This is a genomic window from Streptomyces lonarensis, from assembly GCF_012033735.1.
In the GTDB taxonomy this organism is placed as follows: Bacteria; Actinomycetota; Actinomycetes; order Streptomycetales; family Streptomycetaceae; genus Streptomyces; species Streptomyces lonarensis.
Window position 1 is genome coordinate 1 of record NZ_JAAVJD010000133.1, and the last position, 15,312, is coordinate 15,312.

At 76.3% G+C, this 15,312-nt stretch carries 14 protein-coding genes and 1 pseudogene; 9 read left to right on the forward strand and 6 right to left on the reverse strand.

Annotated features, from left to right (window positions below; all coding sequences use genetic code 11):
- Positions 1-847: pseudogene (locus HCN56_RS16400) on the forward strand (SARP family transcriptional regulator); the annotation flags it as partial.
- Positions 848-927: 80 nt separating this feature from the next.
- Here the strand turns inward: HCN56_RS16400 and HCN56_RS16405 are convergent.
- The 4 genes from HCN56_RS16405 to HCN56_RS16420 all read right to left on the reverse strand — a co-directional run bounded on the left by HCN56_RS16405 (position 928) and on the right by HCN56_RS16420 (position 4,921).
- Entirely contained in the window at positions 928-2,205 is a 1,278-nt protein-coding gene (locus HCN56_RS16405; RefSeq protein ID WP_167971854.1) for an MFS transporter, read from the reverse strand.
- A 125-nt stretch (positions 2,206-2,330) separates the two neighbouring features.
- Positions 2,331-3,008, reverse strand: coding sequence for an ArsR/SmtB family transcription factor (locus HCN56_RS16410; protein ID WP_167971856.1), 678 nt, complete (start codon positions 3,006-3,008; stop codon positions 2,331-2,333).
- Positions 3,009-3,119: 111 nt separating this feature from the next.
- On the reverse strand, positions 3,120-3,851 hold the full coding sequence (gene pepE / locus HCN56_RS16415; RefSeq protein WP_167971857.1) for a dipeptidase PepE: 732 nt from the start codon (positions 3,849-3,851) through the stop codon (positions 3,120-3,122).
- A 146-nt stretch (positions 3,852-3,997) separates the two neighbouring features.
- Positions 3,998-4,921, reverse strand: coding sequence for an IclR family transcriptional regulator (locus tag HCN56_RS16420; protein WP_167971859.1), 924 nt, complete (start codon positions 4,919-4,921; stop codon positions 3,998-4,000).
- A 333-nt stretch (positions 4,922-5,254) separates the two neighbouring features.
- Here HCN56_RS16420 and HCN56_RS16425 point away from each other — a divergent pair, with 333 nt between their 5' ends.
- The 4 genes from HCN56_RS16425 (at position 5,255) to HCN56_RS16440 (ending at position 9,825) form a co-directional block, all read left to right on the forward strand.
- A complete protein-coding gene (locus HCN56_RS16425; protein ID WP_167971861.1) occupies positions 5,255-6,217 on the forward strand; it encodes a DUF1177 domain-containing protein in 963 nt (320 codons plus the stop codon).
- A 267-nt stretch (positions 6,218-6,484) separates the two neighbouring features.
- Positions 6,485-8,173: an OPT family oligopeptide transporter gene (locus HCN56_RS16430; RefSeq protein WP_167971863.1), complete on the forward strand. Its 1,689-nt coding sequence runs from the start codon at positions 6,485-6,487 to the stop codon at positions 8,171-8,173.
- 137 nt (positions 8,174-8,310) lie between these two features.
- Positions 8,311-9,060, forward strand: coding sequence for an AroM family protein (locus HCN56_RS16435; protein WP_167971864.1), 750 nt, complete (start codon positions 8,311-8,313; stop codon positions 9,058-9,060).
- Positions 9,061-9,120: 60 nt separating this feature from the next.
- Positions 9,121-9,825 (forward strand): aspartate/glutamate racemase family protein, encoded by a 705-nt coding sequence (locus tag HCN56_RS16440; protein ID WP_209312824.1) that lies wholly within the window; start codon positions 9,121-9,123, stop codon positions 9,823-9,825.
- A gap of 41 nt (positions 9,826-9,866) precedes the next feature.
- On the opposite strand, the gene HCN56_RS16445 is transcribed toward HCN56_RS16440, so the two are convergent.
- A complete protein-coding gene (locus HCN56_RS16445) occupies positions 9,867-10,964 on the reverse strand; it encodes an NADH:flavin oxidoreductase/NADH oxidase (RefSeq protein ID WP_167971866.1) in 1,098 nt (365 codons plus the stop codon).
- 174 nt (positions 10,965-11,138) lie between these two features.
- On the opposite strand from HCN56_RS16445, the gene HCN56_RS16450 reads away from it, so the two are divergent.
- Positions 11,139-11,693: an AAA family ATPase gene (locus tag HCN56_RS16450; RefSeq protein WP_312871263.1), complete on the forward strand. Its 555-nt coding sequence runs from the start codon at positions 11,139-11,141 to the stop codon at positions 11,691-11,693.
- 26 nt (positions 11,694-11,719) lie between these two features.
- On the opposite strand, the gene HCN56_RS27275 is transcribed toward HCN56_RS16450, so the two are convergent.
- Positions 11,720-12,454 (reverse strand): SIP domain-containing protein, encoded by a 735-nt coding sequence (locus tag HCN56_RS27275; RefSeq protein WP_167971870.1) that lies wholly within the window; start codon positions 12,452-12,454, stop codon positions 11,720-11,722.
- A gap of 331 nt (positions 12,455-12,785) precedes the next feature.
- Between HCN56_RS27275 and HCN56_RS16460 the strand changes: the two genes are divergently transcribed.
- From HCN56_RS16460 to HCN56_RS16470, 3 genes are all read left to right on the forward strand, one after another.
- The gene (locus HCN56_RS16460) at positions 12,786-13,529 is read left to right on the forward strand and encodes a GntR family transcriptional regulator (protein ID WP_167971872.1); all 744 of its coding nucleotides are present in this window, start codon (positions 12,786-12,788) and stop codon (positions 13,527-13,529) included.
- 108 nt (positions 13,530-13,637) lie between these two features.
- Positions 13,638-14,855 carry an MFS transporter gene (locus HCN56_RS16465; protein ID WP_167971874.1) on the forward strand — a complete coding sequence of 406 codons (1,218 nt, stop codon included), beginning with the start codon at positions 13,638-13,640 and terminating at the stop codon, positions 14,853-14,855.
- 69 nt (positions 14,856-14,924) lie between these two features.
- Positions 14,925-15,227 (forward strand): putative quinol monooxygenase, encoded by a 303-nt coding sequence (locus tag HCN56_RS16470; protein WP_167971876.1) that lies wholly within the window; start codon positions 14,925-14,927, stop codon positions 15,225-15,227.
- Positions 15,228-15,312: the final 85 nt, after the last annotated feature.

The window sequence follows — 15,312 nt, forward strand, 5'->3', positions numbered from 1 at the left end:
GGAGAGCCGTGGGGTGCCGGCCGCCGGCCCGGGCGCGGACACCCCGCCCGGGCCGCCCGCGGCCCGTGACGCGGTGCGGCTGGCGCGCCGGCTCGGTGATCCGGCGCTGCTGGCCTTCGCGCTGAACGGCGCCTTCATGCAGGAGTTCCGCAGCACCGGCCGCTCGGCGGCGCGGGCCGGGATCGGCGCGGAGCTGCTGGAGCTGGCGCGCCGCCACGGGATGGTCCGCTTCGAGGTCCTGGCCCACCTGGTGCTGCTGCAGTCGCGGTGCGCGGTGGGCGACCTCGCCGGGGCGGGGGCCCACGCCGCGGCGGCCGACGGCCTCGCAGCCCGCTGGGACCTCCCGCTGGTCGGGGTCTTCACCACCTGGTACCGGGCGCTGCGGACGGCGAGCGGCGGCACCACCGAGGAGGGCCGGGCCGCCTACCGCGCGGCGGCACGCAGCCTGGTGGGGGCGGGCATGCCCGGCGTCGCGGAGGGGCTGCTGCCGCTGGCCCTGCTGGGGGTGGACCTGCTGCACCACCGGCCGCCGCGGTTCAGCGGCGACGAGGAGTGGGGCCCGTACCGGCCCTGGGTGGCGCCGCTGCTCCGCCTCGCGGCCGACGACCGGGACGGCGCGGTGAGAGCGCTGGCTGCGGTGCCGGACCCGCCGGGCGACCTGCTGACGGAGGCCCGCTGGGCGCTGCTGGGGCGGGCGGCGATCGCCGCCGGGGACCGGGTCGCCGCGGCGCGGGCGCTCCGCGGTCTGCGGCCGGCCGAGGGGGAGTGGGCGGGCGCCGCTTCCGGGATGCTGACCCTGGGCCCGGTGTCGGAACTCCTGCCGCGACTGGTGGCGGCGGCGCGCTGAACGAGCCATGCGCTGAACGGTCGCCCGTCGGACGGATTCCCGCCGGCCGGCCCGGCCCGGAGCGCGGCCGGCGGCGCCCCTCAGCCGCGGCGTGCGGTCAGCAGGACGGCGGGGACGACCGCCAGCGCCAGCGCGCCGCCCGCGAGGGCGAGGAGCGGGAAGCCGGCCGTCGCCATGACCAGCCCCGAGGACATGCCGCCGGTGGCCCCCGCGACGGCGACGGCGACGTCGACCGTGCCCTGGGTCCGGGCGCGGGTCGCCAGCGGCACCGTGTCGGTGACGATGGCGGTTCCCGCGAGCAGCCCGAAGTTCCAGCCGAGGCCGAGCAGGGCGAGGGCGCTGGCGAGGAGGACGACGGAGTCCCCGGGCGCCAGCCCCGCGAGGACGCCCGCGGCCAGCAGCGTCACGCCCGAGGCGGCGGCGACCGGCATGCTGCCGTACCGGTCCACGAGCCTGCCCGTGACGGGCGAGGGCAGGTACATGGCGGCGATGTGCACGGCGATCACCAGTCCGGACGCGGCGGTGGTGTGGCCGTGGTCGTGCATGTGGATCGGAGTCATCGTCATCACGGCGACCATCACCAGCTGGGTCAGCACCATCACCGCGGCGCCGGTCGCCACCCCGCGGCGGTCGCCGGGAGTCGGGGCGGGCGGAGCGGCCGCCGGGGCGGTGGCGCCCGCGTCCTGTGGCGTGTCGCCCTGCGCCGCCGCGAGCGACCGCGCCAGCAGCAGGGGGTCGGGGCGCAGGGTGAGGGTGAGCACCGCGGCGGCCAGCGCGTAGGCGACACCGGCGAGCAGGAACGGTCCGGCGAGTTCGGGTGCGCCCAGCGCGGCGGCGAACGACCCACTGGGCGCCACCAGGTTGGGGCCCGCCACCCCGCCGAGGGTGGTCGCGACCAGGACGGTGGAGACGGCGCGTCCGCGCCGGCCCGGCGGCGCGAGGTCGGCGCCGGCGTAGCGGGCCTGGAGGTTGGTGGCGGTGCCGGCCCCGTAGACGAAGAGCGCCGCGAACAGCAGCACGGGCAGGTCGAGGACGGCCGCGAGGACGACCCCGGCGCTGCCGACCGCTCCGACGAGGTAACCGGCCGCCAGCCCCCGGCGGCGGCCGCCCGACTGCGACACTCGGCCCACCAGGACCGCCGCCACCGCCGCCCCGGCGGTGAGGAGGGCGCTGGGGAGCCCGGCGAGTCCGGTGGAGCCGAGCATGTCCTGCGCGAGGAGCGCCCCGACGGTGACGCCCGCCGCCAGGCCCGCGCCGCTGAGCACCTGGGAGGCGACCAGCGACCGCAGGACCCGGCGTTGGACGGCGTCGGTGGCCGATGTTGCCGGGGGCGCGTCACCCCGGGTGGTGCTGTTCACGTCGCTCCGTCGGTCTGTCGGGTGGGGAGGGTCGCGCGCCGGGCCGCGGCGGCTGGGCGAGCGGCGGCCCGGGACGCACGGGGGCGGGCGGGGGCGGGGCCCCGCGGCGGACGCCCCGGACCCGGTCAGGTGGCCGAGGCCGCCACGGGCCGTTCGGAGAGGCGCCACTCCAGCATTCCGTCGCTCAGCCTGATCGCGCGGCGACCTCGCTCGGTCAGCAGGCGCACGGCGTCGTGGGCCAGCGCGCAGTAGACGTCGCGGCAGTAGACGACGATCTCTGTGGCCTCGGCCAACTCGTCGATGCGCTGCACCAGTTCGGTGATGGGGAGGGACCGTGCGCCGGGGATGTGGCCGGCGGCGTACTCCTCGGCGGGCCGCACGTCGAGCACGACGACCTCGCCCGAGCGCGCCCGGTCCGCCAGGTCGTCGGCCGCCAGCTGGGCCCGGTCGTCGGCGCCCAGGTAGGCGTCGCGGGCAGGGGGCACCGCGGCCTGGTGGGCCTCGGCGACCTTGCGGAAGAGCGCGAACAGGTGGGCCACGTCCTCGCCCGCGAGCCGGTAGTGGATGCGCACCCCCTCGCGGCGGGTGGCCACGAACCCGGCCTGCTTCAGGGTCTGGAGGTGGGCCGAGGCCGTGGTGAGCTGCAGCCCGGCCGCCCTCGCCAGGGCCTCCACGGGGCGTTCGCCCTGGGCCAGCAGGTCGAGCAGCTCCAGCCGCTTGCCGTTGGCGAGTGCTTTGCCGCTGGCGGCGAACGCCTCGTAGAGCGCGGCCTTGGGGTGGGGTGAGGATGCCTCTCGCGTCATTCCTCCAATGTTTCATGGAATAACGGAGGTTGGTGCGTGGGGTATGTCACGTCCCCGTGCGTCGCGCGTTCTGTGGGCCGCCCGGCGCCCCGGGGCCGGGCGGCCCCGATCTCATCGGTCGGCCGCGTCGAACAGCGCCGTGGTCGTCAGCAGGCGCGTCAACTCCGTCCCGGGCCGGAGCTCCACCGGCGCGCTGCCCCGTTCGAAGAGGACGGCACCGGCCGCGACGCCTCCGAGCGTGAGCCGCGCGTCGTCGGCGCGGAGCCAGGTGCCCTCGCGCAGCCCGAGGACCGGCACGTCGTTCTCCTGGTGGAACTCGGCGATGCGCTGCGCCCGGGTCTCGCCCATGTGCGAGCTGTCGGGCGCCGCGTCCAGGTAGTGCGGGTTGATCTGGAAGGGCACCAACCCCAGAGCGGCGAAGGTCGGCGGCTGCACGATCGGCATGTCGTTGGTCGTCCGCAGCGTGGGGCAGGCCATGTTGGTCCCCGCGCTGGAGCCCATGTAGCCGGCGCCGGCGGCGACGCGGGTCCGTATCGCCTCCACCAGCCCGTGCCGGTGCAACGCCGTGAGCAGGCGGAACGAGTTGCCACCGCCGACGAAGACGGCGTCGGCCGCGGCCACCGCCTCGGCCGGGTCTGGGCCGGCGTGGACCCCGGTCACCTCGACGCCGAGCGGGGTCAGGGCGCGGGAGACCTGCGCGGTGTAGCCGTCGTGGTCGGCCCCCGCGTAGGGCACGAAGGCGAGACGGCGCGCGCCCGCGAGGAAGTCGGCGATCTCCTCCCGGGCGTGGTCCAGGTAGCCGTGCCCGGGGGCGGTGGAGTTGGAGAGCAGGAGCAGGCGCATACGAGGGGGGCCCTTCGCTGTCGGTGGGGCGGGCCCGCGGCGGTGCGCCGGGGCCGGTTCGTCGCCGGGAACGGGCCGGCGGGTGAACGGAGAAGCAGGTGGGTGCGGGGGCGGGCGCGGGCTCCGGGGGTGCGCCGCGCCGCGGCTCAGCGCGGTTCGCCCGGCGCGCCGCGGGGTCGCGCCGGGCTGAGGAGGCGGCCGAGGTCGGTGGCGGTCCGGGTCAGCGGGGCGACGAACCCCTCCGCCCGCGCCGCGAACGACTCGCGCGGACCCGCGATCGACAGGGTCCCGACGGCCCGGCGTCGCACGAGGACCGGGACGGCGACCGCCGCGGTCTCCGCGTCGTACTCGCCCTCCGAGTACGCGTAGCCCTTGGCGCGGGCCTCGGCGAACCGCTCCTCCAGGCGCACCGGGTCGGTCAGGGTGCGCTCGCTGAACCGCGCCATGGGGCGGCCGTAGAGCAGTGCCGCCCGGTCGCGGGCGGGCAGCATCGCGAAGTAGGCCCGCGAGGTGGCGCCCGCGTGCGCCGGGTACAACTCGCCCGTCAGGTCGTGGGCGCGCAGCGGTCCCGCTGCGCCGTCCACCGCGGCCACGCAGCGCATGTGGACCCCGTCGGGCACTGCGAACAGCACGCCTGTCCCGACCGAGTCGGCCAGGCCCCGCAGCACGGGGCGCACCAGGGAGGCCATCCCGCCGTCACGCTCCCAGCCCTTGGCCAGGTGCCAGACGGCCGGCCCCAGGCGGTAGCGGCGCGTCCGGGGGTCGGAGACCACGAACCCCCGGTGGGCGAGCGAGGCGAGCAGCCGCTGCGCGACCGACTTGTCCAGGCCGAAGGCGGTGGCGACGTCGCTGACGCCCCATTCCGGGTGGTCGCGGTCGAAGGACAGCAGCAGGCTCAGTACCCGGTCGGCGGTCTGCAGCGGTGGTTTGCCGCCGCGCCGCTCGCCCCCGGAAGCGGTCCGACCGCCCGGCGCGCCGGGGGGCGGTTCCTGCCCGGCGGCGGGGGTGGCGGGGTGCTCGGTGGCCGGCCCGGCCGTGCTCGGCTCTCCCGGAGGAGTGGTCGATGACATGCCTAGAGTGTAAACAGTCCCGCATATAGAGAAACTATTGCGCTGTGGTGAATCTCGCGCGGATTCTGAGTGTGCACCGGCTCGCCTGCCGGTGCGGGCGACCCGCCGGCGACCCCGGCCCGCCGCCCACCGCTCGCCGACCGGTCCCCGGCGGCGAGCCGCCGGGCGACACCCGCCACGGCGCCACCACCGCCGGCCCGCCAGGGGCCGCTCCGGCCGGTGAAGCGACATACCGTGACAGAACGACCGCTCCGCACGATGCCGTGACGGTGCGCGGGCGTCAGCGGCCCCCCCGAACCGGCCGCACGCGCCCCGCGACGAAAGGACCTCCCCGTGCTCAAGCACGTCCTCGACATCATCGACCTGCTGGACCGTCCCGGCACCAGCGGCGAGCTGCTCGCCGCGCACCTGCGCGCCGTGCACACCGCCGCCACCGGCCCGCTGGCCGGGCCCGCCGGGGTGCGGATCGACGTCACGACCCTCGACGGCGACAAGGGCAGCACCGACTTCGTCGCCGTCACCGTGCCGGGCCGCAACGGCCGGCTGGCCGGCGGCGACGCCCCCACCCTCGGGGTGCTCGGCCGCCTGGGCGGGGTCGGCGCCCGCCCGGAGCGCATCGGGCTGGTCTCCGACGCGGACGGCGCGGTCGCCGCGCTCGCCGCCGCCGCCAAGCTGCTCGACATGCACGGCCGGGGCGACGTCCTCGACGGCGACGTCCTGCTCTCCACCCACGTCTGCGGCGACGCGCCCACCCAACCGCACGACCCGGTGCCGTTCATGGACTCGCCCGTCGACACCCTGGACTGCAACCGCCAGGAGGTGTCGACCGCCATGGAGGCGATCATCTCCATCGACACCACCAAGGGGAACCGGCTGCTGAGCCACCGCGGCGTGGCGCTCACCCCCACCGTCCACCAGGGGTGGATTCTGCGGGTGAGCGAGGACCTGCTGTCGGTGCTGGAGACCGTCACCGGCGAGCCCGCCCGCGTCCTCCCGGTCACCACCCAGGACATCACGCCCTACGGCAACGGCATCCATCACATCAACTCGATTCTCCAGCCCGCGGTCGCCACCACCGCACCCGTGGTCGGGCTCGCGGTGACCGCCGGTACCGCCGTCGCCGGGTGCGCCACCGGCGCCAGCCACGAGACGGACATAGCCGCCGCCGCCCGGTTCGCCGTCGAGACGGCCAAGGAGTTCGGCCGCGGAGCCGCACGGTTCCACGACCCGGAGGAGTTCGCCCGACTCGTCGAGCTCTACGGGCCGATGACCCGGCTCCAGGCCCTCCTGGACTGACCGCCGCCACGACGACCCGGCCGTCCGCGGCGCGAGGACGCGCCGCCCTCCCGCGGCCGGGGCGCCGGGCACCGACCACCGCGCGTCGGTATCCCGCCCCATAGGGGCACCCCGCCCGCCGCCGGCGGGCCCAGCTCGGGGACCGGGCGCGGCGCCGCACCGCCTGCCGCCGCTCCCGCCCCACGGCGCCGCTCCCGCGGCGCCCCCACCGCAGGTACGACCGCCCACCGGGGCGCCGCCGCACCTCTCGCACCACCAGGAGCCACCTTGCACCCGACACCTCCCTCAGCGCCGCAGGGCGCGGCGGAACCCGGGCAGCGGCACCCCCGTGCTTTCGAACCCCTGACCCTGGTCATCACCATCGCGATGTCCGTGCTCGGGGCGATGATCGGCATCGTCCTGATCACCTCGCTCGGCGTCTCACCGAACACTTCGGTCATCGGCGCACTCGTGGCGATGATGATCGGCCGCATCCCGCTCGGCATCCTGCTCCGCATGCGGTCACCGCACCGGCAGAACCTCGTGCAGTCGGCCATCTCCGGAGCGACGTTCGCCGCCGCCAACTCCCTGCTCACCCCCATCGCGGTGCCGTTCGCGCTGGGCCGGACCGACCTGGTGTGGCCGATGCTGGCGGGCGCCGCCGTGGGTCTCGCCGTCGACAGCTGGGTGCTCTACCGCGTCTTCGACACCAAGCTGCTCGCCGCCACCAACGCCTGGCCCGCCGGCATCGCCTCGGCGGAGACCATCAAGGCCGGTGACACCGGCGGACGCAAGGCGGGGGTGCTCGGCCTCAGTGCGCTCGTCGGCTTCGTCGGCGCCCTGTTCAAGCTGCCCACCGCGGCGGCGGGCGTGGGCTTCCTCGGCAACGTCTGGGCGCTGCTGATGTTCGGCATCGGCCTCCTCACCGCGCAGTACGCCCCCGGCATCTTCGGGGTGAACCTCACCGAGCACTACATTCCGCACGGCCTCATGGTCGGCGCCGGTCTCGTCGCCCTCGTGCAGGCGGGTCTGCTGATGCGCCGCCGCAAGGGCGGCACGGCGGCGGCCCAGCCGGAGGCCGAGGTGATCGCCTCCGGCCCGGACGCCACTCCGGACCAGCGGACCCGGGGCGCCGCCCAGCTGCGCCGCGGGCTGATCGAGGGCATGGTCCTCTTCCTCGGCGGCGCCGTCCTGGTGGCGGTCATCGGCGGCATCGCCGGCGGCATGTCGCTCCCGGCGCTCGTCGGCTGGGTCGTCCTCGCCGCCGTGGCCGCGCTGGTGCACCAGATCATCGTGGGCCTGGCCGCCATGCACTCCGGCTGGTTCCCGGCCTTCGCCGTCACGCTGATCGTGCTGATCGTGGGCCTCGTGCTGCACATCCCGACGGTCCCGCTGGCGCTGCTCGTCGGGTACACCGCCTCCACCGGGCCCGCGTTCGCCGACATCGGCTACGACTTCAAGGCGGGCTGGCTGCTCCGCAAGGACGCCACCCCGTGGCTGCCGTACGAGATGGACGGCCGCCGCCAGCAGTACCTGGCACAGCTGGTCGGGTTCGCGGTCGCGCTGGTCATCGTGGCGGTCGCCTGGCGCGGCTTCTTCAGCGAGGGCCGCATCCCGCCCGTCTCCGAGGTGTACGTGGCGACGATCCTCGCCGGCCTGGACCCCGGCATCATGGGGACCATCCTGATGTGGGCGATCCCCGGGGCGCTGATCCAGGCCATCGGCGGTTCCTCCCGGCAAATGGGTGTGCTGCTCGCCACCGGTCTGCTCGTCGCCACGCCGGCGGCCGGCTGGATGGTGCTGGGGGCGCTCGCCGTCCGCTGGAGCTACACCTACTGGCGCCGCCGCGGCGCCCGGACCGCCGAGGAGCGCAAGGCCTCCGACGAGCAGTCCGAGGCCGACCTCTCGCTGGTCGGCGCCGGCCTCATCGCGGGCAGTTCCGTCAACGACATCGGCCAGATCTCCCGCACGCTCTGACCTTCCGCGCGGCGGGCGAGGGGACCCGGGCCCACCGGCCCCCCGTGTCTGCCCGCCGCGCGTTCCTCGCCGGCCCCGGCCCGCCCGTACCCGGGCCGGGGCCGGCCCCTCCCGATCCGTCGCAACGGAAGGCAGCCATGACCCCCACACCGCCCGCACCCGCCGGCCCGGACCCGGCAGCACCCGCCCTCGGGCTGGTGACCATCGGCCAGGCACCCCGGTCCGATCTGCACCGGGACGCCGCACCGCTGCTGGCCGGCACCGCCGTCACCGAGCACGGCGCGCTCGACGAGGACCGCTTCGACCCCGCCCACGAGGCCGCCACCCGCGCGGAACTCGCCCCCGGGCCGAACGAGGCGCCCCTGGTCTCGCGGCTCCGCGACGGGCGTTCGGTGGAGCTGGGGCACCACGCCCTGCTGCCGCGGATGGCGCGGGCCGTGGCACGGGCGGAGGCGGACGGGGCGCTCGCCACGCTGGTGCTCTGCACCGGCAGCTTCCCCGAGCTGCCGGCCGAACGGCCGCTGCTGTTCGCGGAGCCGCTGGTCCAGCGGGCGGTTGCCGCCGTGGCGGAGGCGGACCCGGTCGGCGTGTGCTGCCCCCACGCCGACCAGGCCGAGGACGTCGGCACGCGCTGGCGGCAGGTCCTCGCCGGCCCGGTCACCGTCACCGGCGCCGACCCCTACGCCCCCGGGGCCGCCCCCCTCGACCAGGTCGCCCGCGCGGCGACCGAGCTGGCGGAGCAGGGCAGCCGGTGGATCGTGCTGGACTGCATCGGCTACACCGAGGAGATGCGGCGGGCCGCCGCCGAGGCCTCGGGACTGCCCGTCCTGCTCGCCCGCTCGCTGGCGGTGCGGCTCGCGGCCGAGGTCGTCGCCGCCCACCCCTGACCCCGCGTCCGACGAACCCGCGCCCCGCCCGCCCCGTCCACCTCCGCTCGAGGAGCAGCTGTGCCGCACACACCGCACCGTCCGTCCATCGGCGCCACCACCGGCGCCTCCGTCGGCGCCTCCGTCGGCGCCTCCGTCGGCGTCATCCGGGTCCTCACCAGCGACGACCCCGAGGTGGTGGGCGCGCACGGCCGGCTGCTCGCCGAGCGGTTCGGACTGCGTGCCGACTCCCGCTGCATCCCCGGCCAGCCGGCGGGGATACACGACGACGCCACCGAGCGGCTGGCGGAGCCGAAGATCGTCGCTCTCGCCCGGGAGATGGAGGCGGACGGCGCCGCGGCGATCATCATCAGCTGTGCGGCCGACCCGGCGCTCGCCGAGACGCGGTCGGCGGTCGGTGTGCCGGTCATCGGAGCGGGGGCGGCGGCCGCCGCGGTCTCCCTGGGGCTCGGTTCCCGGGTCGGGGTGCTCGGCATCCGCGACGAGACACCACCGGAGATCGCCGCCCTGCTCGGCGGCCGGCACGTCGGGACACTGCGTCCGGACGGCGTGCACAACACCCTCGACCTGGCGCGTGCGGGCGGGGCGGAGGCGGTGGTCGCGGCGGCCCGCACCCTGGTGGACCGCGGCGCCGACGTGCTGCTGCTGGCGTGCACCGGTCTGACCACCCTCGGCATCGCGCCCCGGCTGGAGGCGGAAGCGGGCGTCCCGGCCGTCGACGCCGTACTGGCGGCGGGACTGCTGGCCACCACCCGCGTGCGGTGACCCGTGGTGCGCGGGCCCTTCCCGCGCACCACGGCCGGCGGTCACGCCACCGCGTAGCCGTACTGCTCGGGCCAGTCGGCCGCAGCGCCCAGCGCGGTCGCGGCGTGGTGCGGCCAGTAGGGGTTGCGCAGCAGTTCCCGGCCGAGGAAGACCGCGTCCGCCCTGCCCTCGGAGACGATGGCCTCCGCCTGGGCGGCCTCCGTGACGGCACCCACCGCGGCGGTGGCGATACCGCCCTCGTTGCGGGCGCGGTCGGCGTAGGGGACCTGGTAACCGGGGCCGACCGGGATGCGGGCGTCCCGGACCATCCCGCCGCTGGAGACGTCCAGCAGGTCCACCCCGTGGGCCCGCAGTTCCTTGGCCAGCCGGACGGTGTCCTGCCCGGTCCAGCCCTCGCGGTCGTCCGCCGGGTTCTCCGCCAGCCAGTCCGTCGCGGAGGTCCGGAAGAAGACGGGCAGGTCGTCGGGCCAGACGGCGCGGACGGCGTCCACGACCTCCAGCGCGAACCGGGCCCGCCCCGCGAAGTCGCCGCCGTAGCCGTCCGTGCGGTGGTTGCCGGCGGGGGAGAGGAACGAGTTGATCAGGTAGCCGTGCGCGCCGTGCACCTCGACCACCTCGAACCCGGCGGCCAGCGCGCGCTCGGCCGCCGCGGCGAAGTCCTCGACCAGCCCGCTGATCTCCGCGACCGTCAGCTCGTGCGGGACGGCCAGGCCGTCGAAGGCGACCGGGCTCGGCCCGACCGGCTCCCAGCCGCCCTCCGCGGCGGTCAGCGGTCCGCCGCCGCGCCAGGCCTTGTCCGTGCCGGCCTTCCGGCCGGCGTGGGCGAGCTGGATCGCGGGAACGGAGCCGTGGGCGCGGATGGCGTCGGTCACCGGGCGGAACGCCTGCTGCTGCCGGTCGTTCCACAGGCCCAGGTCCCACGGGCTGATGCGGCCGTCCGGGCGGACACCGGTGGCCTCGGCCATCACCAGTCCCGCGCCGCCCGCGGCCCGGGAGGCGAGATGGGTCTGGTGGAAAGCGGTCGGTGCCCCGATGTCCGGGCCGTCCGCGGCGGCGGAGTACATGCACATCGGTGACATCCAGACGCGGTTGGGTATCCGGAGCGAACGAAGTGTCAGCGGGGTGAACAGCGAGCTCACGGGTGATGACCTCTCTTCGTGCCGGTCGCGCGCCCGCCGGGGCGGCGGCGCGACCCGGGGGACGGTGTCGACGGGTGGTTAACATCGACCCATGAGTCACTGTTCCGGCGGAGAGCCCGGGGTGGGGCGTGCCACAGTGCGCGGCTGCCGCCGCAGGGCCGCCGGGCGGTTCCGGTGACCGTTCCCGGTCCGGTGGCCGTGGTCAGCGGACCGCCGGGGGCGGGCAAGAGCACGGTGGCCGCCCTGCTCGCGGCCGCCGTGCCGCCCGCGGTCCACCTGCCGGCTGACGCGTTCTGGGAGTTCCTCGTCGGCGGCGTCTCCCCGTACCGGTCGGCGGCACAGCGGCAGAACGAGACCGTGATGAAGGCGGTGGCGGCCGCCGCGACGGGCTACGCGCGCGGCGGCTACCGGGTCTTCCTCGACGCCGTCGTCGGCCCCTGGTTCCTCGGCCCGTTCGTGACGGCCGCCCGCGCCACGGGGACGGAACTGCGCTGGGTGGTGCTGCGGCCCGACGAGCAGACGGTGGTCGCACGGGCGGGCGCACGCGGCGCCGGGGCCCTGACCGCCCCGGGGCCCGTCCGGGCGATGTACGACCAGTTTCGCGACCTCGGACGGTACGAGGGGCACGCGCTGGACACGACGGGGGAGCCCCCGGCAGTGACGGCGGAGCGGGTGCGCGGGCACCTGGCCCGTTCCGCGTCCCTGCTGGTGCCTGCGGCCGACCGCTGACCGTCCGGCGACCGTGCCCCGGGGTGCTACAGCCCGGTGCGGCCCGTCGCCCAGTAGGGCTGCGTGCGGACCAGGCGGCGGTCCAGGCCGTGGTGTTCGCGCAGCAGCGTCCGCTGCCGCTGCACCGACTCGCCGTGGCCGGCGAGCAGGACCAGCCGGGGCGCGAGGTCGGGGAGCAGCTCGGCGGCCTCGGTGACCAGCCAGTGCGCGGCGGCGGCGCCGGGTCGCTCATCGGCGGTCAGGACGACGGCGTCGGGCAGCAGCTCGCGGGTGGCGGCGACGCAGTCGTCCTCCACCTCCGCCACGGCGAGGAACCGTGTGCCGTCCTGTTCGGCGCGTTCGGTGAGGTTGACGAGCAGTCCGAGCGTGGTGGTGTCGCCCATGGCGAGGGCCGCCGCCGGCGCCGGGTCGGGCCAGCGGAACGTGCGTCCGGAGCCGAAGCCGCACCAGGTGACCTCGTCGCCGCTGCTCAGCTCGCGCACCAGCCGGAGCCCGGGGGCGTCCTCGTGGGGGTGGCGGTGGAAGAGGACGGTTGCGGTGCCGGAGCCCGACTCGACACGCTCGGCCGTGTAGTGCCGGAAGTCGTTGTGGGCGACGCGGAACGCGGTGGCGTCGCAGGGGCCGTGCGCCCGGTCCCGCAGGGCGGGCACCTGGAAGGTGATCCGGAACAGGCTGGGGGAGAGTTCCTCCCGGCCGGTGACGCGGGCGGGGAACCCCCGCCGCTCGGAGTAGTCGGCGAGGAACTTGGGGACGCGCGCCACGGTCTTCTCCCTGGGGCCTGCAGAGGTGGTCGCCGCGCGGGGTGGGCACCCGGGCAGCGCCGGCCGGCAGGAACGGCGCCGCCCGGGAGTGGACGACCCACCCCGGCGCGACTTAGGTAAGCCTAACCTATGGTCTGCGGCGGGCTCGGTCGCCCCGTCTCGCCCCGGTCGCCCCGAGGCGGCGGGGCGGTGCGCCCCCTCGGTGGTCGGTGCCGCCACCGCTACGACCTGCGGTATACAGCCCTGCATCCTGGACGGAGCACAGGTGGATGTACAGTGCGCTGCGTGATGGCCCGAGGGCCACGCCCCCCCCGATCGGCGAGGAGAAGCGGTGCCCACCAGCAAGACCGAGGCGGCCTACCGGCTGCTCAAGCGCCAGATCGAGCAGCTCACGCTCCCCCCGGGGGCGAAGCTCGGCGAGGTGGCCCTTGCGGAGCGGCTGGGCGCCTCCCGCACCCCGGTGCGCGAGGCCATCCGGCGGCTGGAACGGGAGGGCCTCGTCCGCGTCGCCCCCGGCGAGGTCGCCGAGGTGGCGCCCGTCTCCCTCGCCGGTGTCCGCGCACTCTTCGAGTTCCGGCAGATCCTCGAACCCGCGGCGGCCCGGCTGGTCACCCGTGACGGCCGCTCCGACCCCGCGCGGATCGCCGGGTTCCACGCCCTGCTCCCCGAACTCCGGGCGATCCGCGACCGGATCGAGGGGGCCGCCGAAGGCGAGGGCGCCGCCCCGGACGGGGTACCGGCGGGCGGCCGCCCCGCCGAGGCGGTCCGGGAGTTCCACATCCTGACCGAACGGTTCGACCGGACGCTGATCGACGCGGTCCGCAACCCGCCCCTGGCCAAGACCATCGCCGACACCCGCGGGCAGACGGCCCGCCTGCGCGCCATCGCCCACGCCGCCCCCGGACGGCCGGTGCTCTCCCTCGACGAGCACCTCCGGATGACCGAGGCCGTGGTCGCGGGGGACCCCGACCGCGCGGCAGCCGAGGTCGCCCACCATCTCGACGGGACCCTCCGCACCGTGCTGGACGCCCTGACCCGGGGAGACCTCCCCGCCTCCGTCGACGTCCGGATGTGACACCGGCGTCCGGCCCGCGCGCGTCCGCGCCGGCCCCGCGACGACCACCCCCGCACCATCACGAAAGGCCGGCACCCCCCATGGAGATCCGACAACCGGCGGTGCCCGGTGCCCGCCGCTGACCGCACGCCCCGCAGGGGCGGCACCCGCTGGCTGTGGTGGCTGCTCGCCTGCGTCGTCTGTACCCAGACCGCGCTCAACCTGGCCCGCCCGCTGCTCTCCTACAAGGCGATAGCACTCGGCGGCGACGCCCTCGCGATCGGGCTGATCACCTCCGCCTACGCGCTGCTCTCCCTCCTCGCCGCCGTGCCGCTGGGCCGGTTGTCAGACCGCACGGCACGCACCCACCGCATCGTGCTGGCGGGCACGCTGCTGCTGGTCCTGGCACCGCTGCTGATGGCGGCCTCGGCCTCGCTCCCGCTGATCGCCGCCGCCGGTACCGTGCTCGGCCTCGGCCACATCGTCTTCGTCATCGCCGGCCAGGGCATGGTGGCGCGCTGCTCGGCCGACGCCGACCTCGACCGCAACTTCGGCTGGTTCACGGCCGCGGTCGCGGTGGGCCAGATGGTCGGGCCCCTGCTGGCCGGTCTCGTCCTGGGGGAGGGCCGGGCCGTGGAACTCGCCACGCCGATCCTCCACGCCCTGCTCATCGCCTCCGCGACGGCCGCCGTCGCCCTGCTCGCGCTCGTCGGCCTGGTCCGCCACGCCCCCGCCCCCGCGGTACCGACCGCCGCCACCGGCGAGGACTCCGGCCGGCCGCCGGTCTTCTCACTGCTGCGCCGCCCCGGCGTCGCGCCCGGACTCTTCGTCAGCCTCGCGCTGCTCGCCTCAGTCGACGTGCTCACCGCCTACCTGCCGCTGATCGCGGAGGAGCGCGGCATCTCCCCGGCGGTCACGGGCGCGCTGCTGGCGCTGCGCGCGGCCTTCTCGATCGCCTCGCGGTTGCTGCTGGCCCGACTGCTGCGCCGCTGGTCGCGCCGCGCCCTGGTGGTGGCCAGCTCACTCGGCTCGGCGGTGGCGCTCGCGGGGGTGGCGGTGCCCTTCGCGGACCGCTGGTGGCTGATGGCGCCCGCCCTGGCGGTCGGCGGCTTCCTGTTGGGGATCGGGCAGCCGCTGACCATGACGGCCGTGGTCCTCGCGGTGCCGGAGCGGGCGCGTGGCACCGCTCTCGCGCTGCGCCTGTGGGCCAACCGGCTCGGGCAGGTCGCGCTGCCCACCGGAGCGGGCGTGGCGGCGGCCTCGGCGGGGGCGGCCGGTTCCGTCTGGTTCGCCTGTGGTGTGCTGGCCGCGGCGGCCGGGGCCGGACGGCTGACCCGCGACCCCTGACGCGGACGCCCCGCCCCGCGTTCCGCTCCCGCCCCGCGTTCCGCTTCCGACACCACGAAGGCAGGCACCGTGATCGCACAGATCGTCACCCTCCAGGTCCGCCCCGGCGAGCTCGACGGCTTCACCGCCGCGATCGCCGAGAACGCGGCGGCGTCCGTCGCGACCGAGGACGGGTGCCTGCAGTTCGATGTCGTGGCGACCGCCGCCGACGACCACAGCTTCGTGCTGTACGAGCGCTACACCGACGAGGCCGCGCTGGCCGCGCACCGCGCCACCGACCACTTCGCACGGTGGACGCGGGCGGTGGGCCGGTACGTCGTGGACGGCAGCAAGGTGAACACCGTCGGGACGGTCACCGTCCACCGGGGCTGAGCCCCGGGCGCGGCGCGACCAGCGGCGCAGCAGTCGGGCCAGCAGCAACCGCGAGGCGATCGAGAAGGCCGCGCGCAGCGCCAGC